A 23,427-nucleotide genomic window follows, 5' to 3' on the forward strand; every position below is an offset into this window, starting at 1 on the left:
GTGGGTGGCACCGTCGTCCGGCGGGTGACGGCGGCCCATCCCACGATGGGGCAGGTCACGAATCACCGAGGCAATAAAAAGGGGGACAGACACGAGCACAAAGGATTTAAAAACGGACAGTCAGGTACGCGGTATGGACGTGTTCGCACTACAACTGGACGGATTCGGCCTCCAGCAGATGGGGCTGGAGTTCGGTGGCGGCGGCCTCATCGGCGGCATCATCGGCTTCGCCGCCAAGAAGGTCGCGAAGCTCATCGCCGTCATCGTCGGCATCGAGCTTGCGCTGTTCAAGTTCCTCGAGACGCGCGGCATCCTCGAGGTCAACTGGGAAGCCATCGGCGGAGCCGCGCGAAACGCGACCGGAACCGCCGGCGACGCCGCGGCGGCCCAGCCGCCCTCGTGGATCGTCTCGCTGCTCTCGGCGCTGCCGGTCAGCGCTGGATTCACCGCCGGCTTCCTGATCGGCTTCAAGAAGGGATAACGGAGACCGACTGCCGACGGTCTCAGCCGCGCGTGCTGATGTCGTCTTCGTCTTTGATGATTCGCGTCTCCGCCTCGCCGCTCGTGTGCTCGTTCACGAGGTCGTAGAAGTCGTTCTGGAGCCCGGCGGGGAACGTCAACACGCCCACCCACGAGCCGTCGGATTGCCACTCCTCGCGCTCGAGATCGCCGAACTGTCTGATCTGCGCCTGGGCGCTGCCGGCGTAGTCCGCGGGCACCTGCACCGCGACCGTGACCTCGTCGAAGCGGATCGGAATCACCGGCCTGAGCGCGTCGAGTGCGTCGTCGACCTGACTCTCGACCGGCTCCATCGGGTCGACCCTGAAGTCCGTCTCCTCCAGCGCGGACTCGATCCGCTCGGGCGGATGCGGCGCGTCGTCCATCTGCGGATTGACCGCGTTGCGGGTGATCCGCTGGACCAGTTGCTTGTGCTTTTGCTCTTGCATCTCGCGGCGCTGGTCCGCCGTGATCTGGATCTCCCCCCGTTTGATGACCTCCGGGATGATCTCCATCGGGTCGGTGGTGTCGAACACCTCCGTCAGCATGTTCTCCGGCGGTCGGTCCCCCCGAGAGGCGTCCTCGAACACGTCCTCGGCCGCGATGACGTCCTCTAAGTCCCCCTCGAAGTCGTCGCGCTTTATCGCCAGCGCCGCATCCGGATCGACCAGTACCTCGAATCGCTGCCCGTGAGATTCGAGGCGCGCCGTCACCGCCTCGTCAAGCGATATCATACCCGACGGTAGCGGTGGGCAGGTTAAAGGCCTTACTGCGCGGCGCTCGGCCCGAATAGAGCGGGCCGGCCACGGGAGGCAGCAGGCGCGAAAACACCCGGCGAGCGCGTTACTCTTCGGTTTCGTCGTCCGCGTCTTCGCCCTCGTCGTCGGCCTCGCTGTCGGCTTCGAGCAGGTCGGCCGCGGCGAGGTGCGACTCCTTCTCCTCGTCGGAGAGGACGCCGAAGGTCTCCGTCTCGGCGTCGATGGTCGCGACGCCGATGCCCTCCGGGGCGAGTTCGTCGTCGTTGACCGACGCGAGGGAGGCGAGCGCCAGATCGATGCCGGCGTCTAAGTCCATCTCCTCGTCGTAGTTCGCTTCGAGGTAGTCGCGGATGTCGCCGCGGTCGGCCCCGACGGCCAGCGCCTTCCACTCGTAGGGGGTCCCCGAGGGGTCGGTCTCGTACAGGCGGGGCTCGCCGTCGACGATGCCACCGATGATGAGCGCGACGCCGAACGGGCGCGCGCCGCCGACCTGGGTGTACTGCTGGATGTAGTCGGTGATCTCCTTGGTCAGCGTCTCGACGCCGACCGGTTCGCCGTAACGCAACTGGTTCACCTGCGCCTGGCGGCGGGCGAAGTCGATGAGCTGCCGGGCGTCAGCGACGTGGCCGGCGGAGGCGATGCCGATGTGGTCGTCGGCCTTGTGAATCTTCTCGACCGAGGAGCGCTCCATCAGCGGCGACCGGATGCGCTTGTCCACGGCGAGGACGACGCCGTCGCTCGTCCTGACGCCGATGCTCGCTGTGCCGCGCTTGACCGCCTCGCGGGCGTACTCGACCTGGTAGAGGCGTCCGTCCGGGGAGAAGATGGTGATCCCGCGGTCGTAGGCCTGCTGTTGATTTTGTCCCTGCATAGTTATCGGAAATCGAGTGCTGTCGCGCCCACGAACGCGCCGTCGGAGGCCGTCTCGACGTCGTATCGCGGATCCCGTACGGTGGCGCTCCGGTCTGCGTTCTCGAACACGACGTGTCTCTGTTTCGGTGCTTCCGGCGGCCCGCCTATATACTTTTCTTCACAGGCACGCACCGTGCCGCTAATCCCGCGTATCCGAATCCGAACCGCGTCGCCGTCGACGCTGTCGAGGCAGGCCAGCGCGGCGCGGGCCGCGTCTGTCTCGCCCCGACGCACCCGGACGATGGCGTGGCCCGCGCCGTCGCGGCGCTCGAAGCGCAGGACGGTCATGTCGGTCTCCGCGCTGCCGGTGTCGCCCAGCAGGTTCTGGGCGGCGTACCACACCTCGCGCTGGAACGCCCGCCGGTCGAATGAAGCGTCCGGCCACGCCTCTATCTCGACGGCGAGGTAGCGCCACCGTGGCCGAAGGTGCTTCGGGAGGTGTTTCACGACTGGTCCTCCCCGTCGGTCTCGACGGTGACGCCCGGTTCGACGAACGACTCGCGCCGCCGCTCGCGGTTGCGCTCCACGAGTCGTCCCCACTCGGCCAGCCCCTCGCGAATCGTCTCGGCGTCGAAGCCGACAGCCTCGCCGACGGCGACGAGTTCGCGCGGGGCCCGCTGCTGGAGATGGCTCTCCGGTGCCGCGGTGACGACGAACGGCGCGCCAGCGTCTTCGAGGAGTTCCCTGAGCTTTCGCAACTGTCTGATGGCCCGGACGCGACTGCCGCCAGACTCGCGCAGGACCGGCCCGAGCGAGTATGCCACCCGGACGCCGTTCGCCGCGGCTTCGTTGGCGAGGACGTGGTTGAAGTCGCCGTCGCCGCGCATCGGGTGGGCGAGTACGTCGACCGCGGGCTGTTCGACCGCGAATCGGTTCAATTTCGGGTCGCCGCCGTGGACGACGACGACCGTCGTCTCGCTGCGGTGATTGCCGACGAAGCCGCTTGCTCGCGAGGGGTTCTCCGCGCGGATCTCGACGCCCTCGGCCACGTCGACGCCGTACTCCTCGGCGATCGCGTCGGCGTCGTACTCGGCCGGTTCGTCGCCGTGGTTCCTGACGACGATTCCGTCGAAACCGGACTCGGCGGCCGTCAGCGCGTGCCGGGCAACGGTGCTGTCACCGTCGGGGTGGGCGTAGACGGCCTCGTACATCACAGTTCCTCTAAGACCTCGCGGGCGTTCGCGACGGCCTTCTCACGCTTCGCGGGGTAGGCCTCGACTTTGGCCCGGAGCGTGATGCCGTCGCCGCGCTCCACGTCGCCGCGGAACGCCGCCTGCTTGTCGAAGGTCAGGAAAAAGGAGCAGTTGTCGTCGACCCGGTCGTCCAGTTCCGCCCGCACAGCCTCGATGTCGGGAGCGCTCGCGACCTGCGAGAGGACGTGGCGAACGTCGTCGGCGTTCTCGACGCGCGCCGAGAGGACGACGATGCGGTCGCCGTAGTGACCCTCGCTCTTCGCTCGCTCGATCGGGTAGTCCTCGGGGAGAAACGTCCGCAGCGCCTGCTCGACGCGCTTGTCGTCCTCGGTCGCGTAACAGAAGGTTCGGAGGTCGACGTAGTGGAACGGGACCGACGACATCGAGCGCCTACTCGTCCTCGGCGGCTTCGAGGTTGTCCTCGGGCACGCCCTGCTCTTGCCCGTCCTCGAAGGAGACCGTGTAGTTGGCGTCGCCGAACATCGTCTCGACGACCTGCGTGACCGTGCCCGTCTCGCCGTCGTAGTCGCTGTGCTCGTCGTGGAGAATGACGCTGTCGTCCTCTTCGAATGCCATACCCGGCGGTACTCGGTGGCTCGTCAAAAAGGGACTGATTCGGTCCCGCGCGGTGTCGAAGGGTTATAGGCGGCTCGGAACGACCTGCCGTCATGAGCAGCACGGCAGGGAGTCGCAGACGACCGTCGCCGCTTCGGCGGTCCGCCCGGTAGACACATGACGCGAGTCGACGAGCTGTGGTACCTCGCCGACGGGGCGCGCCAGACCGCCGAGCAGACGTATCACAGGCTCCGAGACCGCCACGACGACTTCGTCGAGTTCACGCGCCACCGGCGGGTACCCCGCCAGCACTTCCGGTCGGTCGCCAGTAAGGCCCGCGACCACGGCGCGCCCTACGGCGCGCACACGCTCGCCTACCGGCCCACCGGGGAGCTGTTGCTGGTCCGCCACGAGGGCGTCGACATGTGGGTCCTGCCGGGCGGCGAACTCGACGGGGACGAGTCGTTCCGAGAGGCCGCGCTCCGCGAACTCGGAGAAGAAGGCGGTATCGAGGCGTCCATCGAGGGGCTCGGACTGCTGGGCCGCGTGGAGTTCTACTGCGACGGCAACATGGCCTGGGGCGTCCTGCCGGTGTACGAGGCGCGCGCCGAGACCACCGAGGTCAGCGTCGACGACCCGGACTTCGAGATCAGCGAGGCGCGGTGGTTCGACGACCTGCCCGAGGACACGCGCGACCGCGAGGAGATCGAGGAGTGGCGCGACCGGCGCTTCGAAGACGGGGCGTAGCACTTCGAACGACCAGCAACGATCGGGCGGTGCCGCTGCCCAGCCGCCGAGCCACCCTCACTCCGGCCCGAACGACTTCCCCTCTCTGGCGTCGGCTTCCAGCCGGCGCACCGTGGCCCGGGCGTTGCTGGCGTCGTAGCCGAACAGCACTGAATCACCGTACTCGTCGGCCACTTCCACGGCCTTCGAGAGGTCGTCCACGTCCACGTCGACGGCGTACAGTTCGATGCTGAACGGCGTCGAGAGGCGGTCCTGCCACCCCTTGGCCAGTATCTCCAGCCAGTACGTCGTGGAGTAGGCCATGTCGTAGATGGGGACGACGAACTCGTCGACGTACTCGGCGATGTCGTCGACGGCGACGCCCGAGCGGGCTTCGAGGTGGCCGGGATAGGGGTCGGGATACAGCGTGAGGTACAGGTCGCCGGGGACGCGCTCGCGGGCCTCGGCGACGAACTCGGTGATGACGTTCGTCCGCCAGTCAGACCAGTCCTCGAAGTCGCTCTCGGCGAAGCGCCGCTCGCAGCGGTCGCAGTGGCAGTACTCGTCGCGCGGGAAGCCCACGTCGTCGAGGCGGACGTCCTCGTTGACTGCGGCCGCGTCCTCGACGATGTCGAGCAGGCCCTCGCGGTAGCGGTCGTGGGTCGGACAGACGTACGTCCAGTCGAAGTACGGCTGATTGCGCGTCGCCGGCGTCCCCGCCTCGTCGAAGGCGAGCAGGTCCTCCTCGCTCTCGACCGCGTTGTCGCCGAAACAGGACACCATGTTGACCGCGTCCGAAACCGGTTCCGCGGCCCGGCCGGTCACGTCCTTGACCTCGTAGAACGCCCGGTCGAACTCGGACCACCGCGTCTCCTCCTCGTTGCGGGTGACGACGCCGTACATACCGCCGGGTACGGCGCAACGGCGGGTAAGGGTTCGGAAAGCGACGGAGCGGGCGCTGGGAGCGAAGTCCGCGAGAAGACTGCCGGCCAGGACCGGGTGACGGTTCGTCGAGCCGAGACCGTCGGGGACCAGCGGGGCGGCCGACAGTGGTGTTCGAGTGGCGATGCGCCGGTGTAACGTGACCCTACCGCTTGGCGACGTACGCGAGCGCGATGGCCGCGACGGCGACGAGGGCGATGAGCTTCTTCTGCATCGTTTCAAATGACGGACACCAATTATAAAGAACTATCGCCGTGTCAGTCGTCCGCACGCCCCTCCGTCTCGGTAGTCGAGGAGCGGTCTGTCTCGGGAACCGTCGCGCCGTCGTGCGTGCCGACCGGTGGGCGGTTCACCTCGGCCGCCGCCGAGTTTGCGAGGTCTGTCCGGTCGTCGGCGTCAGCCTCGATCTCGTCCATCTCCCCGTCCGCTCGCGCGTCCTGATCGATGCGCATCGAGCAGAAGTCGACGCCGCACATCGAGCAGAAGCGGGCCTCCTTGTAGTTGTCGCCGGGGAGCGTCTGGTCGTGGTACTCCTGGGCCCGCTCCGGGTCCAGCGCGAGGTCGAACTGCTCGCGCCAGTCGAAGGCGTAGCGGGCCTCAGAGAGCGCGTCGTCCCAGTCTCTCGCGCCCTCGCGGCCGGTCGCCACGTCGGCGGCGTGGGCTGCGATTCGGTACGCGGCCAGTCCGTCGCGGACGTCCGCTTTCTCGGGCAGGCCCAGGTGCTCTTTCGGCGTCACGTAACACAGCATCGCCGCGCCGGCCCGACCGGCCTCCGTCGCGCCGATGGCGCTCGTGATGTGGTCGTAGCCCGGGGCCACGTCGGTCACGAGCGGGCCGAGGACGTAGAACGGCGCGCCGTCGCAGACGTCCTGCTGGCGTTCGACCTGCTCGGCGACCTGGTCCATCGGGACGTGGCCCGGTCCCTCGACCATTACCTGCACGTCGTGGTCCCAGGCGGTCCGCGTGAGTTCGCCGAGCGTGTCGAGTTCGGCGAACTGGGCGTCGTCGCCGGCGTCGGCCAGACACCCCGGCCGCAGGCCGTCGCCGAGGCTGAACGTCACGTCGTGCTCGCGGAATATCTCACAGATCTCCTCGAACTTCGTGTACAGCGGGTTCTCCATTCCGTTCTCCTCGATCCACTGCGCGAGGATGGACCCGCCGCGGGAGACGATCCCGGTCGTCCGGCCGTCGGTCAGGGGCAGGTGCTCCATCCGGACGCCCGCGTGGATGGTCATGTAGTCGACGCCCTGTCGGGCCTGCTTCTCGATGACGTCGAGCAGGAGCTCGTGGGTGATGTCCGCGGCGTCGCCGGCCCGCTTGACGGCCTCGTAGATGGGAACGGTCCCGACGGGGACCGGCGAGTGCGTGACGTTCGCCGTCCGAATCTCGTCGAGGTCGCTACCGGTCGAGAGGTCCATCACCGTGTCCGCACCGTAGTGGACGGCGGTGTGGAGCTTCTCCAGTTCGCCCTCGATGTCGCTCGTCTCCTCGCTGTTGCCGATGTTCGCGTTGACCTTCGTCGCGAACTCGCGACCGATGATCATCGGGTCCAGCGAGTCGTGGTTCTCGTTCGTCGGAATCACTGCCTGCCCGTCGGCGACCTGCGACCGGACGAACGCCGGGTCGACATTCTCGCGCTCGGCGACGCGTTCCATCGCCGCGGTGACTGTCCCGTCTCGGGCCGCCTCGATCTGCGTCATAATCACTAGGTTATACTACTTGATTATAAATCTGCGGCCGGCCGCGCCGTCGCCGGGCGGGAGACGCCAAGGCCCCGACAATTGTGGGGGCGACCCGAACAGGGATGTGTCCCAACGCGAAACAGGGAGACGATGGACGCTTCGAGTCGCCGCGCGGTGCTCGCGACGTTGGGGAGCGCCGCGACCGCACTGGCCGGCTGTGGGGCGTTCGGCAAGCGCCGTGTGCGCGTCCTCGTCGCGGGCAGCCTCCAGAAGGCGGCCAGCGAGACGCTCCAGTCCCGGACCGACGCCGAACTGGCCGTCGAGGCCCGCGGGTCGGTCCAGGCCGCGCGGCTGGTCGCGGAGGAAAAGCGCGACCCCGCCATCGTCGCGCTGGCCGACCCCGCGCTGTTCGAGCGGCTCATGTCGACGCCGTGGCACGCGGTCGTCGCCAGCAACGAGATGGTGCTGGCGTACAATCCGGACACCGACGGGGGTGAGCGAGTCGAGGCAGCACGGCGATGGTTCGCTCCGCTTCGCGACGGCAGCGTCTCGCTCGGCCGGACCGACCCGACGCTCGACCCGCTCGGCTACCGGACGCTGTTCGTCCTCGACCTCGCCGCCGACTACTACGACGAACCGGGGCTTGCCGACGCCGTCCTCTCGCCGGAGCAGACCTATCCGGAGACGCAACTGCTCGCCCAGTTCGAGACGGGCGCGGTCGACGCCGCCTTCGTCTACCGGAGCATGGCCGTCGAGCGCGACTACCCGTTCCGCGAGTTCCCGCCGGAACTCAGCCTCGGCGACCCCGCGCACGCCGACCGGTACCGAACTGTTTCGTACGAACTGCCCGACGGGACGGTCGCACGCGGCGGGCCAATCGAGTACGGAGCCGTCCGCCGTGACGACAGCCCGCGGACGCGAACCGCCTTCGAAGCCGTCCTCGCGAGCGACTGGCTCACACCCCACGGATTTACCGTCCGCGAGGAGTACCCACGACTAGTCGGAGATGTCCCGGACGCTCTCACGCGGTGAGGCCCCGTCCGCCCACGCGGGCGCGGGGGTGCGCGAACTCGTTCCGGTCCTCGGAGCGGTGCTGCTGCTGTACTTCGTCGTGCCCGTCGCGGTGCTGGTCGTCACGTACTCGCCGACCGCGCTGGCGACGAGCCTGGCCGACGCCTACGTCGTCGACGCGGCGGTGACGTCGCTCGTGGCCGCGCTGTGTAGCACCGCCATCGCCGTCGTGTTCGGGTTACCACTGGCCTACTGGCTCTCGCAGAACAGCGGGCCGCTGGCGACGGCGGCGCTCGGGGCCGTCGTCCTGCCGCTCGTCCTGCCGCCGGTCGTCAGCGGGATGTTGCTCCTGACGGTCGTCGGCCCGGGCGGCCTCGGCGGGCTGACAGACCTGGCGCTCACGCGCTCGCTGTTCGGCGTCGTCGCCGCGCAGACGTTCGTCGCCTCGCCGTTCTTCGTCGTCACCGCGAAGGCCGCCTTCGACGGCATCGACGCCCATCTCGAAGAGGCCTCGCGCTCGCTCGGCCGGAACTGGACGGAGACGATGCGCTCGGTGACTATCCCGCTCGCGAAGCCCGGCATCCTCGCCGGCCTCGTCCTGACGTTCGCCCGCGCGATGGGCGAGTTCGGCGCGACGATGATGCTCGCGTACTACCCGCGGACCCTCCCGGTCCAGATCTGGGCCTCGTTCATCTCTGACGGCCTGGACGCGGCGCTGCCCGTCGCGGTCGTCCTGCTCAGCGTCGCGCTCGGGACCCTGCTGATCGTTCGCGGCCTGCGGGCGACGCCGTGGCGGTAGGACGGCGCTACCGCTCGTGGGCCCAGAACGCCTCGTCGACCGTCACTTCCTTCTTGAACAGCGGGACCTCTTCTTTGAGTCGGTTGATGCCGTCCTCGACGGCGCGGAAGGCCTCCGTCCGGTGGCCGGCGAGGACGACGACGAAGACGATGTCCTCGCCCGCCTCGACGACGCCGGTCTTGTGGTGCAAGCGGACCGCGTAGACGCCGTCTCGTGCCTCAAGGTCTTCCCGGAGCGCGGCGAGTTTCCGGGCGGCCACCTCGTCGTAGCGCTCGAACTCCAGGTACTCGGTCGGCGGGTCCTCGGGCCCGTCACGAGCGCGGACGCGACCGGTAAAGGTCGCGATGGCTCCCGAGAACGTCTCGTCGGGATGGGCTTTCACCTCGTCGACGAGCGTCTCCAGCGTGACGTAGGGGTCGCGTTCGCGGAGCGCCTCGATGATGGTATCGAGGTCGGCGTCCGCGCCCCGGGACGCGCGGTGGATGACCGGGTCAGCGGCTTCGCGCTCCCCCAGGACCACCTTCGGAATCGACGCGCCAGTGTATCCCTCGACGAGGGCGTAGTCGTAGTCCGGTGCGAGGTCGTCGAGCGTCTCGGCCAGCGTCCGTTCGGTCCCCGTGGCGTACCACTCGCCGTCGTCGGTGAGCGCGACGGTCTCGGCGGCCCCCGCCGCGCGGTGTCGAGCGGTGTCTTTCCCCTCGGTGTCAACGTCCGGCGGGTGCGTACAGTGTTTCACCGTCGCGACGCGCCCCGACGCCGAGAGTCGCTCTGCGAGCCGCTCGACGAGCGTCGTCTTCCCCGTCTCGGAGTGCCCGACGATTCCCAGCACGTGCATGAGCGTGCGTAACACAGGAACGTAGATAGGCCTTTTCGATGGCACACCACAGTCGAGCGCAGGCGACGGCCGGTGTCGTGTGTGGACATCCGGGCCGAACGCGACGGTCCCAGTCTAGTGTGTATTCATTACCGTTGCGAAACTACTTGTCCTGTGACTGTCATCGCGGAGTTTACCATCGATTCGGACGAGTTCATCCTCGGGAAGGTGCTCGCCCGGGGCGAGAATACGCACGTCGAGATGGAACGGGTAGTGCCGGCCTCCGGACGGGTAATGCCGTACATCTGGGTCCACGGCGGGGGATTCGACGAGTTCGAGCGAGCCGTCGAGTCGAGCCCGTACGTCGAACGCCTCCACGCGCTCGACATTATCGAGGACAGCGCGCTCTACCGCGTCGAGTGGGCCGACGACGTCGAGAGCCTCATCTACGGGATGGCCGAGACGCAGGCCACGATCCTGGAGGCCCGCGGGAACGAACAGTGGTTCTTCCGCATCCGATTCGACGATCACAGCGGGCTGACGGACTTTCACAACTTCTGTATGGACCACGGAATCGTGTTCCAGCTCGAACGCGTGTACACGCTGGCCGAGGAGTTCGACAGCGTCCACAAGTTCGACCTGACGCAGGCCCAGCGACGGACGCTCCAGATGGCCGTAGAGAGAGGCTACTTCGAAGTCCCGCGCGGGACGACGCTGGGCGAACTCGGTGCGGAACTCGGCATCTCCGAACAGTCCGTCTCCGAAAACATCCGACGTGCGGCCAACAAGGTACTGTCCTCGGTGATGTTCGACGGGTCGTAACGAGGCGGATGGCCGGAAAGCACTTAAGCGGGTGAAATATCAGGTAGTACTGCCTTACTCTGAGAGGGCGATGAGTGTAGTAGATGGTTACAGCTGAAACGGTAGATTGGAGCGTCGTCTTCGAGACGCTGGCGAACGAAGAACGACGGGCGGTACTCAGAATACTCACGGCCGATCAGGGGACGATCTCGGTCGACGACGTCGCCAGGCGACTCGCCGTGGATCCAGACGACGAGAAGGCGGTACACCGCGCCCGGGTGCAACTCCACCACATACACCTCCCGAAACTCAACGAAGCGGGCCTCATCGTCTGGAGTCGGGATCAGGGAACGGTTCGAGAGACGGCCCTCATGTATCGGCTCCCGGTTGGCGTGATCTCCTCGGAACCGGTCACAGCCGATCTGGCATCCCAGCAGCGACAGGTAAGCGACTGACGACAACGATAATGGAGGATCAGTACGACAGCGACACCGTTCGGGCGTCCGTGAGCGAGTCTGGAGACGCCATCACCGACATGATCGTCCGGACGGTCGCTACGGCAAAGGACTGCGACGCGCTGGACCTCCCGCCACTCGCAGAGACCGTCGACGGGGACGCGCTCGTAGCGCTCTTTTCCGCCTCGACGGATGTGACGGTGACCTTCGCGTACGCCGGGGCCGACGTCGTGGTCCAGAACCCTGGCAGAATCTACGTCACTCCGTCCGACGATTGACGGAACCCGATCCGCGCGTCACCGCTCGACCGTCTTCTCGACCACGCGAACGTCCTCGATAGCCGTGGCCGGGTACGCACCGTCGGCGTCCTTCTCGCTTGCTTTCACCATGTCCCAGACCACGTTCAGTCCGGTCGTCACGCCTTCCAGCGCCTCCATCTCGCAACCGGTCTTACCGACCGTCTCGACGGCGACGGTTGCCTCGACGGCCGCCTCGCCCACCTCGAAGGCCACGTCGACGTTCGTGATGGGGATCTGGTGGCACATCGGAATCGTCTCCCAGGTGTGTTTCACCGCCTGAATCGCGCCGATGCGGGCCGTCGTCAACACGTCTCCCTTCTCGACCTCGTCTGCCTCGATGGCTGCGAGCGTCTCGGCCGTGAGCGCGATTCGCCCGCGGGCGACCGCCCGGCGCTGGCTCTCGGCCTTGTCGCCCACGTCCACCATCTGCGCGTCGCCCTCGTCGTCGACGTGTGAGAACTCCTCGGTCATGGCTGCTCGTAGCCCACCCCGCCCCAAAACCGTGCGGGTCTGCCTACCGACGGACGAGGCCGAGCAGGTGGCCGAGGGCCGGCGCGATCAGTTCCTCCGCGCCGGTCCTCGCGGCGTTCTCGCTCCCGGGCAGGCAGAACACCAGTCGGTCGTCGACGACGCCTGCGGTCGCCCGCGAGGCCATCGCCATCGGTCCGACCTCCTCGTAGGAGAGCCAGCGGAACAGTTCGCCAAAGCCCGGAATCGGCCGGTCGAACAGCGACCTGAGGGCGTCGACGGTCACGTCGTCGGGCGTGAGTCCCGTCCCGCCCGTCGTCACTACCGCGTCGGCCCCGTCCTCGACGAGCGCCACGGTGGCGTCCGCGATGGCGGCCGGGTCGTCGTCGACCAGTTTGCGCGCGACGACCTCGTGGCCCGCGTCCGCGATGACCGCCGCGATCACGTCCCCCGCGGGGTCGTCGTCCAGCGTGCGCGAGGTCGAGACGGTGAGGATCCCGACGGAGACGGCGTTGGCGTCGTGCGCGTGGTGGTCGTGGTCGTGCCCCGCGTGCGAGTGGTCGTCCGAACCGTGTTCGTCGCTCCCGTCGTCGTGGTGTCCCATACCGGACGTGTCCGCGGACGGCGCAAGAGACTGTCGGCTGGCGAGAGTGCGGATCGCAGCGACGACCGACGGGACTCGGCTCAGCAGGCGTCCAGCAGGTCGTCGAGGAGCTTCCGCTGGGCGGCCGCGAGGTGCTCGGTGAACGTCGAGGTCGAGATATCGAGTGCGTCGGCGACCTCGCCGGCCGACGCCTCGCGCGGGTGCTCGAAGTAGCCCAGGTCGTGCGCGCTGACCAGTACCTCGCGCTGGCGCTCGGTCAGTTTCGAGCGGTCGAGCACGACCGGCCGTTTGTGTTCCTCGGGCGTGTCTTCGAGCAGTCGGCGGAGCTTGACGGCGTCGCCCTCCGACTGGAGGGTTGCGACGATGTCGCGCAGCGACGGCACGTCCTCGACGAGGAACGTGACGACGAGCGACTGTCCGTCGGCCGAGACCTCCTGTACCACGCAGCCGGCGGCCTCGACGACTTCACAGACACAGCCCTGGTCAGCGACGCGAGACAGGCGGAACACGTGGCGCTCGTCGTAGGAGAACACCTTCTCGACGGTCGGGCGGTCGCGGTGTGGGTCCGGTGGCGACGACGCGTCCCCGCGGAGGGTGAACTCCTCGACGACGCGGCCCTCGTCGCTCCCCGTGCTACGGGCGACCTTCGAGACCGACCACTCCTCGCCAGCGTGCGGTGCGACCTGACACGATCGTGGACCGAACACCTCCACTTCCGCGAGCATTCGGCCCGGCATAACCGGACGAAGACGCCGACGACACATGAAACCCAAGTCGAACATATTCGGGTCAAACTCCGCAATATAAAGGGCCCAAGATGTTGGGATAGCAGTTCATTCGGGTGCTGGGTCAAACGCGAGACAGCGGAGTGACGCGACCCTTCGGATCGCGCGCGAACCGACGCCCACGGACGAAGTCGAGAACATGAGACGTAACACGATACTCATCGGCCTACTGATCACGGCGGTACTGTTGCCGATGTGGTTCGTCGCCCTGCACGGCGAACCGCCTTCGGAAGAGATCGCGATCGACGAGAGCGTCACCGATATCCGGCCGCTTGCGGGGCCCCTGGAGACGCCGAACAAGCTGTCACCGAGCCAGGTCGGCGTCATCGTCTGGGTCGGGCTGTTCGCCCTCGTCGGCGTGTTGACGGCCGCACACCAGTTCATGAACCGGGCGGTCAGACCACCCGACGACGCCGCGGCGGTCCCCGACGGCGGGACCGTCTCGCTCCCGTGGTTCGACACCGAGAGCCGCTGGGTCGTCGAGTACCACGACGCCTCGGACGCCATCGAGGGGCTCGTGGCGATGAGCGGCCTGACGGTGCTCTCCATCGTCTTCGCCGCGCTGTTCACCGGCGAGTATCTCACGCTCGCCCGGACCCAGTACTTCGGGCTGTACGCGACCGGGATGTTCCTCTCGCTCGCGCTCTCGACGGTCGCGTACTACGCCTGGTTCATGCCGCACGTGGAAGTCGCCGAACTGAGGGGGCACGAATGATCGACTACCCGAAACCCGACGACGACGAGGAACAGGCCGACGACTGCTCGTGTCAGGGGGACGTGACCGAGTCGCCGACGCTGTACAGCGACGCGCGGGCCGAACTGCGCCGGCGGGACTTCGCGAAGTTCCTCGCGACCGTCGGCGGCCTCACCGCCGTCGCGAGCCTCGCCGCGCCGCTCGCGAGCACGACGCAGGTGTTCGAGCGGGGATACGAAGGCCCGATCTACTCCGACGGGGTCCACCTCGTGGACAGCGAGGGCGAGCGAGTCACCGAGGAGCGCCTGTCCGAGGGCGACCTCCTGACCGTGTTCCCGGAACCACGCCCCGGCATCGAGAAGGCACCGACGCTACTCGTCCGGTATCCCGAGTCCGAGTACAGTTCGAACATCAAGCAGGGGTTCACCGTGAGCGGGTACGCCGCGTTCTCGAAGGTGTGTACCCACGCCGGCTGTATGGTCTCGGACCGCGAGGAGAACGTCCTCGTCTGTCCGTGTCACTTCGGCCGGTTCGACGCTCTCGACGGCGCGGCCGTGACCGGCGGGCCGCCCGGTCGGGCGCTTCCACAGCTCCCGATCACGGTGACCAGCGACGGCTTCCTCGTCGCCACGGGCGACTTTGAAGGGCCTGTCGGCCCGGGGGGTGGCTGATGTCCCGCGCCGACCAGCTGTACGACTGGTTCGACACCCGCCTGGACTTAGAGAACGGCCAGAAGTTCCTCGGCAAGGCGTTCCCGGCAGAGGACTCGTTCCTGCTCGGAGAGGTGGCGCTGTTTTGCTTCCTCCTCCTGGTGCTGTCGGGCATCTTCCTCGGCTTCTTCTTCGAGCCCTCGACCTCCGACGTGGAGTACGAGGGCAGCGTCCAGAAGTTCCAGGGCGAGGAGATGCCTGAAGCGTTCGTCTCGGTGCTGCACATCACCTACGACGTGCCCTTCGGGATGTTCATCCGCCGGCTCCACCACTGGGCGGCCCACCTGTTCGTCGCCTCCATCGGGTTGCACATGTTACGGGTGTTCTTCACGGGCTCCTACCGCAATCCGCGGGAGCCGAACTGGATCGTCGGAACGGGACTCGCGGCGCTCGCGATGGGCGCGGCCTACACCGGCTACGCCCTGCCGTTCGACGAGTTCGCCGCCACGGCCACCAGCATCGGGTACAACCTCACCATATCGATCCCGTTACTGGGGGACTTCCTCGGCAAGGTGGTCTTCGGGGGTGAGTTCCCCTCCAGCGCGACAATCCCGCGGCTGTACTTCCTGCACGTCCTCGTGATACCCTCCGCCATCGCCGTGGGCCTGGCGGTCCACATGGCCATCCTCATCCGGCAGAAGCACACCGAAGCCCCGCGCGATGACGACGTGACCACCGGCCGGCGGACGGTCGACGAGGACGACGACAGCGTCATCATCGGCCTCCCCGCCTTCCCGAATCAGGCCGCCGTCTCCGCCGTCGTGTTCTTCGCCACGGCGGCGACGCTGTCGGCGCTATCCGGCCTGCTCCCGGTCCACAACGTCGCGGAGTACGGCCCGAACGATCCCGCGTCGACGCCGGAACTCATCATGCCGGACTGGTTCCTGATGTGGGTGTACGGCTTCCTGAAGCTCCTGCCGCAGTGGGCCAGTTTCAGCGTCGGCTCGGTCCACGTCAGCGGCGAGTTCATCGGCGGCATCGTCCTGCCGGGACTGGTGTTCGCCGCCGTCGCCGCGTGGCCGTTCATCGACCGGACCGACTCGCCGACGCACTTCACCGCCGACCCGCTCTCGCGGCCCTGGCAGACCGCCGTCGGCGTCGCCGCGGTGGCGTTCATCATGATCGCCTCCATCGCGGGGATGAACAACATCCTCGCTGGCCAGGTGCTCGATACGTCGACCAGCGCCGTCAATCCGATACTGACGGCGGCGCTGCTGCTCGTCCCGCCGCTGTTCGGCGCGATCACCTACCTGCTGTTGCGCGACGGCGAGCCGACGCCGTCGGAAGGCGGTGACGTCGCCGCCGACGGCGGCCCGGACGCGACGCCGGACGACGGCGGACAGGAGTCGCCCCCGGACACCGGCGAGGACCCGACCACCGAGTCGGAGGTGCGCGACGATGACTGAAACCGTGGAACTGACGGAGCGACAGTATCGCCTGCTGGATACGACGAGCAAGCTGGTCGGCCTCGGCCTGGTAGCCGCCGGCCTGGAGGTCGGCGGCGGGACGCCGACCGGCATCGCGCTGGCGCTCGCCGGCGCCGCCTGTGCGACCGCGACTGTGTTCATCACCAATGAGTAGACACGACCCGACCGACGACGAGACGGACAGCGCTGGAATCAGTCGACGCGACTTCGTCCGCGGCCTCGGAGCCGCGTCGCTGCTCGGCGCGACGGGGCTCTCGTTCGCCGACGACGGCATGACCGGCCTGCAGGCGGTGGACGACCCCATCGGAAACTATCCGTACCGGGACTGGGAGGACCTCTACCGCGACGAGTGGGACTGGGACTCCGTCGCCCGCTCGACCCACAGCGTCAACTGCACCGGCTCCTGTTCCTGGAACGTCTTCGTCAAGGACGGCCAGGTCTGGCGCGAGGAGCAGGCCGGCGACTACCCGACCTTCGACGACAGCCTCCCGGACCCCAATCCGCGGGGCTGTCAGAAGGGGGCCTGCTACACCGACTACGTCAACGCCGACCAGCGGATCCTCCACCCGCTCCGGCGCACCGGCGAGCGCGGCGAGGGCCAGTGGGAGCGCATCTCCTGGGACGAGGCGCTGACCGAGATCGCCGACCACGTCATCGACGAGGTGCAGGCGGGTCGCTACGACGCCATCTCCGGGTTCACGCCTATTCCGGCGATGTCGCCGGTCTCGTTCGCCAGCGGGAGTCGGCTGATCAATCTGCTCGGCGGCGTCTCCCACAGCTTCTACGACTGGTACTCGGACCTGCCGCCGGGCCAGCCCATCACGTGGGGCACCCAGACCGACAACGCGGAGTCGGCCGACTGGCACAACTCGGACTACCTCGTCGCCTGGGGGTCGAACATCAACGTCACGCGCATCCCCGACGCGAAGTACTTCCTCGACGCGGGCTACGAGGGGGCAAAGCGCGTCGGCATCTTCACGGACTACTCCCAGACGGCCATCCACACCGACGAGTGGCTCTCTCCCGAGGGCGGGACGGACACCGCCCTCGCGCTCGGCATGGCCCAAACCATCGTCGACGAGGAGCTGTACGACGAGGAACACCTCAAAGAGCAGACGGACATGCCGCTGCTCGTCCGCGAGGACACCGGGAAGTTCCTCCGGGCGAACGAGGTCGGGCTGGCATCCGACGCCGACGACCCCGAGAAGGTGTTCGTCATGGTCGACGCGAACGGCGACCTCCGGGCCGCCCCCGGCTCGCTCGGCGAGCGCGACGGCCAGCACGACCACTCGGTGAGCATCGAACTCGACTTCGATCCGCGGCTGAGCGTCGACCGGAGCGTCCAGACCGACGACGGGAGCGTCTCGGTCCGGTCGGTCTGGGAGAACCTCCGGGACGAACTCTCTCAGTACACGCCGGAGTTCGTCCACGAGGAGACGAGCGTCGGCGAGGACACCTACCAGCGGATCGCTCGCGAGTTCGCCGAGGCCGACGCCGCCAAGATCATCCACGGCAAGGGCGTCAACGACTGGTACCACAACGACCTGGGCAATCGGGCCATCCAGTTGCTCGTGACGCTGACCGGGAACCTCGGCGACCCCGGCACCGGCGTCGACCACTACGTCGGCCAGGAGAAGATCTGGTCGTTCCACGGCTGGCAGGTCCTCTCGTTCCCGACCGGGAGCGTCCGGGGCGTCCCGACGACGCTGTGGACGTACTTCCACGCCGGCATCCTCGACAACACCGACCCGGACACGGCCGAGAAGATCCGCGAGTCCATCGACGAGGGGTGGATGCCGGTGTACCCCGAAGAGCGCGAAGACGGCATCAGGCCCGACCCGACGACGATGTTCGTCTGGCGGGGTAACTACTTCAACCAGGCCAAGGGCAACGTCGCCGTCGAGGAGCAGCTATGGCCCAAACTGGACCTCGTGGTCGACATCAACTTCCGGATGGACTCGACGGCGCTGTACTCGGACATCGTCCTCCCGGCGGCGAGCCACTACGAGAAGTACGACCTCTCGGAGACGGACATGCACACCTACGTGCACCCGTTCACGCCCGCCGTCGAACCGCTGGGCGAGGCCAAGACCGACTGGGAGATCTTCCGCCTGCTCGCCGAGAAGATTCAGGAGCGCGCCACCGAGCGCGGCGTCGAGCCGATCGAGGACCGGAAGTTCGACCGGACCATCGACCTGACGACCATCCACGACGACTACGTCCGCGACTGGGAGACCGGCGAGGAGGGGGCCCTGGAAGAAGACAAGGCCGCCGCGGAGTTCATCCTCGAACACTCCGAGGAGACGAACCCCAGCGACACGGACGAACAGATCACGTTCGCCGACATCGACGACCAGCCCCAGCGGTTCCTCGCGGCCGGCGACCACTGGACCTCGGACATCAAAGACGGGGAGGCCTACGTCCCGTGGCAGGACTACGTCCACGACAAGAACCCCTGGCCGACGTTCACCGGCCGCCAGCAGTACTACATCGACCACGACTGGTACCTCGAACTCGGCGAGGAACTGCCGACCCACAAGGAGGGGCCGGAGAACACCGGCGGAGACTACCCGCTGTCGTACAACACGCCCCACGGCCGGTGGGCCATCCACTCGACGTGGCGGGACGACCCCAAGATGCTCCGCCTCCAGCGCGGCGAACCCGTGGTGTACATCAACCCCGAGGACGCCGAGGAGCGCGGCATCGAGGACGGCGACACCGTGGAGGTGTACAACGACCTCGGGGCCGTCGAGGTGCAGGCAAAGATCTACCCGTCCAGCGAACCGGGGACGCTCCGGCACTTCTTCTCCTGGGAGAAGTTCCAGTACCCCGATCGGGACAACTTCAACACGCTCGTCCCGATGTACATGAAGCCGACCCAGCTGGTGCAGTACCCCGAGGACACCGGCGAGCACCTGCACTTCTTCCCGAACTACTGGGGACCGACGGGGGTCAACAGCGACGTGCGCGTAGACGTCCGGCCGACCGGAGGTGACACCGAATGAGTACCGACCAACAGGACGACCAAGGGAGCGAGGACTCGCTCGTCGACGTGGCAGATGGCATCGATCACCAGGTCGCGATGGTGATGGACCTGAACAAGTGCATCGGCTGCCAGACGTGTACCATCGCCTGCAAGAGCCTCTGGACCGAGGACGGCGGGTCGGAGTACATGTACTGGAACAACGTCGAGACCAAGCCCGGCGAGGGCTACCCGCGTGGCTGGGAAGACTCCGGCGGCGGCTGGCAGTCCGGCGAGCACTCCGAGCGCAAGACCGGCGAAATCCCCGACCAGGAGGACTACGGTCGGGCGTGGGAGTTCAACCACAACGAGATCATGTACGAGGGTAGCGACGAGCCGCTCCGGCCCCGCGAGGGCGCGGAGTGGGGCCCCAACTGGGACGAGGACCAGGGGGCCGGCGAGTACCCCAACAGCTACTACTTCTACCTCCCGCGCATCTGCAACCACTGCACCCACCCCTCGTGTGTGGAGGCCTGCCCGCGCTCGGCGCTGTACAAGCGCGAGGAGGACGGCATCGTCCTCGTCGACCAGGAGCGCTGTCGGGGCTACCGCTACTGCGTCGAGGGCTGTCCGTACAAGAAGGTGTACTACAACACCGTCTCGAAGAAATCAGAGAAGTGCATCTTCTGTTACCCCCGCCTCGAAGGGGAGGGGCCGGACGGCGAGACGTACGCGCCGGCCTGCGCGGAGGAGTGCCCGCCACAGCTCCGGATGGTCGGCTTCCTCGACGACGAGGACGGCCCCATCTACAAGCTCGTCGAGGAGTACGAGGTGGCGCTGCCGCTCCACCCGGAGTTCCAGACCCAGCCCAACGTCTACTACATCCCGCCGTTCGCGCCGGGCCAGCACACCGAGGACGGCGAGACGGTCGACATCGACCGCATCCCACGCCAGTACCTCCGGGAACTGTTCGGCGACGGCGTCGACGAAGCGCTGGACACCATCGAGCGCGAGCGCCAGCGGACCCGACAGGGCGAGGACAGCGAACTGATGGATCTGCTCCAGGACAAGAACCCGGCGAAGCAGTACCGGCTGGGGGTGTTCGATGACGAGTGACACCGTCCGGACGGTCGGCCTCGCCGCGGTGCTGGCGACGCTCGTCCTCGTCTCGTCGGTCGCCGCACCGCTGGCGAGCGCCCGCCCGGCCCACGAGATTCCGGTCACGGAAGCGGCGAGCGCGGACCTCTCCCAGCCGACCGCCGCCGGCTGGGAGGAGGTCCCGGCCTCTGACGTGGCGCTCGCCAGCGCGCCCAGCGGCGTCCCGAACGCGGACGACACGACCGTCGAGACGGTCCACGTGCAGGCTGCCCGGACCGACCAGCGGTTGTTCGTCCGCCTGGAGTGGGACGACGCGACCCGCGACGTGGCGGCGGACGACCCGAAGACGTTCGCTGACGCGGCGGCCGTCCAGTTCCCGGCGAACACGAGCGCGCGCCCGCCCATCGCGATGGGCGGCCCCGGGAACAAAGTGAACGTCTGGTTCTGGAGCGGAGCCACCGGCTCGCAGGAACTCCTCGCGGGCGGCGCGGGCTCGACGACGGCCTTCCAGAACCCCACCATCGAGGCGAACGCGACCCACAGCGGGTCCGGCGGAAACGCCACCTGGGCGCTCGTCTACTCGCGGCCGCTGAACGCGACCGGCGAGAACCGGACGGCGCTGCGGACCGACGGCGACCTCGACGTGGCTTTCGCCGTCTGGAACGGCTCGAACGGCGAGCGCGCCGGCCAGAAGGCCGTCAGCGAGTGGCACTACTTCCCGTTCGGCCCCGGACCGCAGGGCCCGCCCTACGAGACGCTGCTGTGGACCGTCGCCGGCATCGCCATCGTCGCCGTCGTCGGCGTGACCACGTTCGGCATCTACCGGACGCGGGAGGGCAACTGATGGCCACGACGCCGACCGACTCGCTCGACGACGTGGACGAGGACGCGGCCGCCCGCGGGGCGGTGTACGCGACGCTCTCGAAGGGGTTCGAGTACCCCACCGAGTCGTTCCACGAGGCCGCCGCGAACGGGTCGCTCGAAGCCGACCTCCGGGCCTGCTTCGACCGCACCGCGCTCGACGTGTCCGTGCCGTCGCTGACGACCGACGACGACTACCGGACGCTCGCGGCGCGCTACAACGACATCTTCGAACTCGGCTACAGCGAGTACACCGACCGCACCGACGGCTCGCTCGACGCCGAGGGACCGCCGGTCCCGCTGTACGAGTCGAAGTACCGGCCGGACCACTCCTGGAACGACGTGAACCTCGACCTCTCGCGGGCCTACAGCCACTACGGCCTCGAAATCGATCAGGAGACCCGTGACAACCACGACGCGCTGACCTACGAACTGGAGTTCGCGGGCTACCTGGCCCGCCGCGAGGCCGCCGTCGGGAGCGACGCCGCGAGGGCTCGCCTCGACTTCCACGACCGCCACCTCGGCCACGCCGCCGCGGGCGTCGCCGAGCGACTGAGAGACGAACCCGGAACAGACATCTACGGCGGCCTCGGCGACCTGCTCGAAGCCGTCGTCCGGGCCGACCGAAACGACCTCGCGGACCGCCTGGAGGGCCGTCGATGACGGCGACCGCGCTCCGCCGTCGGGTGGGACCGCTGCTCGCCGACGGCGGCCAGTCGGTCACGCTCGCCGCGACCGGCGTCGCCGCGCTCGCGGTGGCCGCCCAGTACGTCGCGACCCTGCTCGTCAACGCGCCGGGGCGGACCGCGCTCCCGGTGGAGAGCGACGCGCTCGCTGTCGGTGCGACGGCCGTCGTCGCGCTCGCCGCGGTCGCGCTGGCCGTCACCGAGACCGACGCGACCGCCGGAATCGGGCTGCTGTTCGTCGGCGTGTTCGGCCTGCTATCGCTGCTCGACGGCGCGGCCGCGCTCCCGGCCGCGGTCGCCGCAGTTGCGGGCACGGCCACAGTCGCCGTGGCGTCGGGACGCGACCTCGATGCCCTCTCGGCGCCCGCGACGGCGCTGCTGCTCGCGGGGTTGAGCGTCGGTCTCGCAAGCGGCGTCGGCGGGTGGACCGGCCTCCGACCGATCGCCTCGACGGTCGCGCTGGTCGGAATCGCCGCGCTCCCGGCCTTCGCGGCGTCGGACTGGCGCTCGCGCTCGACGCCCGACTGGACGGCGCTGCTCGGCGGCCTGCTCGCGTTCGCCGCCGTCGTCGCCGTCGGCCGCGCCGTGCCGTTCCTCACCGGCGCGGTCACGCTCACCGGCAGCGGCGTCGTCGGCACGAGCCTCCCCGTCGTCGCGCTGGCCGTCGCGGGCGCGGTGACCGCCGCCAGTGCCGCCGCGCGGACCGGGCGCTGGACGCTGCTGGCCGGCGTCGCGCTGGTGGCGCTCGCGGGCGTGCCGGCGTCGCTCCCGCGCGCGCTGCCGTTCGCGCTCGGGGTCGCCGCGCTCACGCGCGAGGAGGGCCGCCGATGACGGGCTGTCACGATGACGACGAGTTCGAGAAGCACCTCGAAGAGGACCCGGACCCGCAACTGGACCCCGAGCGCAGTCCGGGCCTCCACGTCGACATCGAGGCGCTCGAAGACATCGAAGTGAGCCGCGAGGACGTGACCATCGGCGAGGCGACGCCGGAGGAACTGGCCGCCAGCGACACCGAACCCGTCGACGACGAGGCGGTGGCGTCGCTGCTTGCCGACGCGGAACACGGGTCGACGGTCGACCGCCGGCGCGCCGTCCTCGCGCTGAAGGACCGGGACACCACCGACGCCGTCGTGACCGGTCTCGCGCGGGCCGCGACGACCGACGAGGACAGCGACGTGCGCCAGTTCGCCGTCGAGGCGCTGACCGCCCACGGCGGCGAGCGGGCGGCCGCCGTCGCCGTCGAACTCCTCGACGACCCGGACCCGTGGGTCCGGGCGGAGGCCGTCGTCACGCTCGACAACGTCGACCGCGAGGCCCACGAGGACGACATCGACGACGCGCTGGACGACGACCACCACGCCGTGCGGCGCAACGCCGCCATCTCGCTGTTCAAGCTCCGCGGCGAGGACATGGCCGACGCGCTGCTGGAACAGAGCCGCGACGACAGCGAGCGGGTCCGCGAGTGGGCCGCGCACATGCTCGGCGGCGTCGACGAGGACCGCGCCCGCGAGCGACTGCGTGAACTCACTGACGACCCCGCGTCCGTCGTCAGACAGACCGCCGAGCGCTCGCTGGAGGTCGATCCGGGGACCTTCCGGCGGCAGTTCGGCGGCGCGCTTGAGAACGACGCCCGACTGTTGCCCGGCGAAGACCGACTCAACCGGATGCCGGACCTCTGAGACGCCAC

At 68.3% G+C, this 23,427-nt stretch carries 30 protein-coding genes; 17 read left to right on the forward strand and 13 right to left on the reverse strand.

What is annotated here, in order from left to right:
* Nucleotides 1-133: 133 nt before the first annotated feature.
* Entirely contained in the window at nt 134-481 is a 348-nt protein-coding gene (locus ACOZ4I_RS09290; protein ID WP_423998805.1) for an FUN14 domain-containing protein, read from the forward strand.
* A gap of 22 nt (nt 482-503) precedes the next feature.
* Here ACOZ4I_RS09290 and ACOZ4I_RS09295 read toward each other — a convergent pair whose 3' ends face one another.
* The 6 genes from ACOZ4I_RS09295 to ACOZ4I_RS09320 all read right to left on the reverse strand — a co-directional run bounded on the left by ACOZ4I_RS09295 (nt 504) and on the right by ACOZ4I_RS09320 (nt 3,937).
* Nucleotides 504-1,232 (reverse strand): ribosome assembly factor SBDS, encoded by a 729-nt coding sequence (locus ACOZ4I_RS09295; RefSeq protein WP_423998807.1) that lies wholly within the window; start codon nt 1,230-1,232, stop codon nt 504-506.
* A gap of 109 nt (nt 1,233-1,341) precedes the next feature.
* Nucleotides 1,342-2,127: an archaeal proteasome endopeptidase complex subunit alpha gene (gene psmA / locus ACOZ4I_RS09300; RefSeq protein ID WP_423998809.1), complete on the reverse strand. Its 786-nt coding sequence runs from the start codon at nt 2,125-2,127 to the stop codon at nt 1,342-1,344.
* A gap of 2 nt (nt 2,128-2,129) precedes the next feature.
* Nucleotides 2,130-2,615: an Rpp14/Pop5 family protein gene (locus tag ACOZ4I_RS09305; protein ID WP_423998811.1), complete on the reverse strand. Its 486-nt coding sequence runs from the start codon at nt 2,613-2,615 to the stop codon at nt 2,130-2,132.
* Complete coding sequence (locus tag ACOZ4I_RS09310; protein WP_423998813.1) at nt 2,612-3,319, reverse strand: RNase P subunit p30 family protein; 708 nt, start codon at nt 3,317-3,319, stop codon at nt 2,612-2,614. Before ACOZ4I_RS09310 ends, ACOZ4I_RS09305 begins: the two co-directional genes overlap by 4 nt.
* Nucleotides 3,319-3,744 (reverse strand): RNA-binding protein, encoded by a 426-nt coding sequence (locus ACOZ4I_RS09315; protein WP_423998815.1) that lies wholly within the window; start codon nt 3,742-3,744, stop codon nt 3,319-3,321. Before ACOZ4I_RS09315 ends, ACOZ4I_RS09310 begins: the two co-directional genes overlap by 1 nt.
* A gap of 7 nt (nt 3,745-3,751) precedes the next feature.
* Nucleotides 3,752-3,937 (reverse strand): DUF1918 domain-containing protein, encoded by a 186-nt coding sequence (locus ACOZ4I_RS09320; RefSeq protein ID WP_162414153.1) that lies wholly within the window; start codon nt 3,935-3,937, stop codon nt 3,752-3,754.
* Nucleotides 3,938-4,093: 156 nt separating this feature from the next.
* Between ACOZ4I_RS09320 and ACOZ4I_RS09325 the strand changes: the two genes are divergently transcribed.
* Complete coding sequence (locus ACOZ4I_RS09325) at nt 4,094-4,663, forward strand: NUDIX hydrolase (protein ID WP_423998817.1); 570 nt, start codon at nt 4,094-4,096, stop codon at nt 4,661-4,663.
* A gap of 57 nt (nt 4,664-4,720) precedes the next feature.
* Here ACOZ4I_RS09325 and ACOZ4I_RS09330 read toward each other — a convergent pair whose 3' ends face one another.
* The 3 genes from ACOZ4I_RS09330 to thiC all read right to left on the reverse strand — a co-directional run bounded on the left by ACOZ4I_RS09330 (nt 4,721) and on the right by thiC (nt 7,284).
* A complete protein-coding gene (locus tag ACOZ4I_RS09330) occupies nt 4,721-5,545 on the reverse strand; it encodes a hypothetical protein (RefSeq protein ID WP_423998819.1) in 825 nt (274 codons plus the stop codon).
* Between the two features lie 184 nt (nt 5,546-5,729).
* Nucleotides 5,730-5,855: a hypothetical protein gene (locus tag ACOZ4I_RS09335; protein ID WP_423998821.1), complete on the reverse strand. Its 126-nt coding sequence runs from the start codon at nt 5,853-5,855 to the stop codon at nt 5,730-5,732.
* The gene (thiC, locus tag ACOZ4I_RS09340; protein WP_423998823.1) at nt 5,842-7,284 is read right to left on the reverse strand and encodes a phosphomethylpyrimidine synthase ThiC; all 1,443 of its coding nucleotides are present in this window, start codon (nt 7,282-7,284) and stop codon (nt 5,842-5,844) included. The genes ACOZ4I_RS09335 and thiC overlap by 14 nt, the downstream gene beginning before the upstream one ends.
* A 132-nt stretch (nt 7,285-7,416) precedes the next feature.
* Between thiC and ACOZ4I_RS09345 the strand changes: the two genes are divergently transcribed.
* Nucleotides 7,417-8,298: an extracellular solute-binding protein gene (locus tag ACOZ4I_RS09345; protein WP_423998825.1), complete on the forward strand. Its 882-nt coding sequence runs from the start codon at nt 7,417-7,419 to the stop codon at nt 8,296-8,298.
* Entirely contained in the window at nt 8,273-9,076 is an 804-nt protein-coding gene (locus ACOZ4I_RS09350) for an ABC transporter permease subunit (protein ID WP_423998827.1), read from the forward strand. Before ACOZ4I_RS09345 ends, ACOZ4I_RS09350 begins: the two co-directional genes overlap by 26 nt.
* 7 nt (nt 9,077-9,083) lie before the next feature.
* Here ACOZ4I_RS09350 and ACOZ4I_RS09355 read toward each other — a convergent pair whose 3' ends face one another.
* Nucleotides 9,084-9,911 carry a molybdopterin synthase gene (locus ACOZ4I_RS09355; protein ID WP_423998829.1) on the reverse strand — a complete coding sequence of 276 codons (828 nt, stop codon included), beginning with the start codon at nt 9,909-9,911 and terminating at the stop codon, nt 9,084-9,086.
* A gap of 153 nt (nt 9,912-10,064) precedes the next feature.
* Here ACOZ4I_RS09355 and ACOZ4I_RS09360 point away from each other — a divergent pair, with 153 nt between their 5' ends.
* The 3 genes from ACOZ4I_RS09360 (at nt 10,065) to ACOZ4I_RS09370 (ending at nt 11,424) form a co-directional block, all read left to right on the forward strand.
* A complete protein-coding gene (locus ACOZ4I_RS09360; protein ID WP_423998831.1) occupies nt 10,065-10,712 on the forward strand; it encodes a helix-turn-helix domain-containing protein in 648 nt (215 codons plus the stop codon).
* A gap of 83 nt (nt 10,713-10,795) precedes the next feature.
* Nucleotides 10,796-11,146, forward strand: a complete 351-nt coding sequence (locus tag ACOZ4I_RS09365; RefSeq protein WP_423998833.1) for a DUF7344 domain-containing protein — start codon at nt 10,796-10,798, stop codon at nt 11,144-11,146.
* Between the two features lie 11 nt (nt 11,147-11,157).
* Complete coding sequence (locus ACOZ4I_RS09370) at nt 11,158-11,424, forward strand: HalOD1 output domain-containing protein (protein WP_423998835.1); 267 nt, start codon at nt 11,158-11,160, stop codon at nt 11,422-11,424.
* A gap of 18 nt (nt 11,425-11,442) precedes the next feature.
* Here the strand turns inward: ACOZ4I_RS09370 and moaC are convergent, their stop codons facing one another.
* The 3 genes from moaC to ACOZ4I_RS09385 all read right to left on the reverse strand — a co-directional run bounded on the left by moaC (nt 11,443) and on the right by ACOZ4I_RS09385 (nt 13,254).
* On the reverse strand, nt 11,443-11,916 hold the full coding sequence (gene moaC / locus ACOZ4I_RS09375; RefSeq protein WP_423998837.1) for a cyclic pyranopterin monophosphate synthase MoaC: 474 nt from the start codon (nt 11,914-11,916) through the stop codon (nt 11,443-11,445).
* A gap of 43 nt (nt 11,917-11,959) precedes the next feature.
* Complete coding sequence (locus ACOZ4I_RS09380; protein ID WP_423998839.1) at nt 11,960-12,517, reverse strand: MogA/MoaB family molybdenum cofactor biosynthesis protein; 558 nt, start codon at nt 12,515-12,517, stop codon at nt 11,960-11,962.
* Nucleotides 12,518-12,597: 80 nt separating this feature from the next.
* A complete protein-coding gene (locus ACOZ4I_RS09385; RefSeq protein WP_423998841.1) occupies nt 12,598-13,254 on the reverse strand; it encodes a helix-turn-helix domain-containing protein in 657 nt (218 codons plus the stop codon).
* 187 nt (nt 13,255-13,441) lie between these two features.
* On the opposite strand from ACOZ4I_RS09385, the gene ACOZ4I_RS09390 reads away from it, so the two are divergent.
* Genes ACOZ4I_RS09390 through ACOZ4I_RS09435 form a run of 10 tightly spaced genes read left to right on the forward strand, consistent with a single transcriptional unit; the run spans nt 13,442 to nt 23,419 of the window.
* On the forward strand, nt 13,442-14,017 hold the full coding sequence (locus tag ACOZ4I_RS09390; RefSeq protein ID WP_423998843.1) for a hypothetical protein: 576 nt from the start codon (nt 13,442-13,444) through the stop codon (nt 14,015-14,017).
* Nucleotides 14,014-14,667: a ubiquinol-cytochrome c reductase iron-sulfur subunit gene (locus ACOZ4I_RS09395; RefSeq protein WP_423998845.1), complete on the forward strand. Its 654-nt coding sequence runs from the start codon at nt 14,014-14,016 to the stop codon at nt 14,665-14,667. Before ACOZ4I_RS09390 ends, ACOZ4I_RS09395 begins: the two co-directional genes overlap by 4 nt.
* Nucleotides 14,667-16,112, forward strand: coding sequence for a cytochrome b (locus tag ACOZ4I_RS09400; protein ID WP_423998847.1), 1,446 nt, complete (start codon nt 14,667-14,669; stop codon nt 16,110-16,112). The genes ACOZ4I_RS09395 and ACOZ4I_RS09400 overlap by 1 nt, the downstream gene beginning before the upstream one ends.
* Complete coding sequence (locus ACOZ4I_RS09405) at nt 16,105-16,287, forward strand: hypothetical protein (protein WP_423998849.1); 183 nt, start codon at nt 16,105-16,107, stop codon at nt 16,285-16,287. The genes ACOZ4I_RS09400 and ACOZ4I_RS09405 overlap by 8 nt, the downstream gene beginning before the upstream one ends.
* Nucleotides 16,280-19,138, forward strand: a complete 2,859-nt coding sequence (locus tag ACOZ4I_RS09410) for a molybdopterin-dependent oxidoreductase (RefSeq protein WP_423998851.1) — start codon at nt 16,280-16,282, stop codon at nt 19,136-19,138. The genes ACOZ4I_RS09405 and ACOZ4I_RS09410 overlap by 8 nt, the downstream gene beginning before the upstream one ends.
* Nucleotides 19,135-20,211 carry a 4Fe-4S dicluster domain-containing protein gene (locus ACOZ4I_RS09415; RefSeq protein WP_423998853.1) on the forward strand — a complete coding sequence of 359 codons (1,077 nt, stop codon included), beginning with the start codon at nt 19,135-19,137 and terminating at the stop codon, nt 20,209-20,211. The genes ACOZ4I_RS09410 and ACOZ4I_RS09415 overlap by 4 nt, the downstream gene beginning before the upstream one ends.
* The gene (locus ACOZ4I_RS09420) at nt 20,201-21,037 is read left to right on the forward strand and encodes an ethylbenzene dehydrogenase-related protein (RefSeq protein WP_423998855.1); all 837 of its coding nucleotides are present in this window, start codon (nt 20,201-20,203) and stop codon (nt 21,035-21,037) included. Before ACOZ4I_RS09415 ends, ACOZ4I_RS09420 begins: the two co-directional genes overlap by 11 nt.
* Nucleotides 21,037-21,717, forward strand: a complete 681-nt coding sequence (locus ACOZ4I_RS09425; protein ID WP_423998857.1) for a molecular chaperone TorD family protein — start codon at nt 21,037-21,039, stop codon at nt 21,715-21,717. The genes ACOZ4I_RS09420 and ACOZ4I_RS09425 overlap by 1 nt, the downstream gene beginning before the upstream one ends.
* Entirely contained in the window at nt 21,714-22,571 is an 858-nt protein-coding gene (locus ACOZ4I_RS09430) for a phosphate ABC transporter permease (RefSeq protein WP_423998859.1), read from the forward strand. Before ACOZ4I_RS09425 ends, ACOZ4I_RS09430 begins: the two co-directional genes overlap by 4 nt.
* Nucleotides 22,568-23,419 (forward strand): HEAT repeat domain-containing protein, encoded by an 852-nt coding sequence (locus ACOZ4I_RS09435; protein WP_423998861.1) that lies wholly within the window; start codon nt 22,568-22,570, stop codon nt 23,417-23,419. The genes ACOZ4I_RS09430 and ACOZ4I_RS09435 overlap by 4 nt, the downstream gene beginning before the upstream one ends.
* Nucleotides 23,420-23,427: the final 8 nt, after the last annotated feature.

The organism is Haloarcula salina, assembly GCF_049603855.1.
Lineage (GTDB): Archaea > Halobacteriota > Halobacteria > Halobacteriales > Haloarculaceae > Haloarcula > Haloarcula salina_A.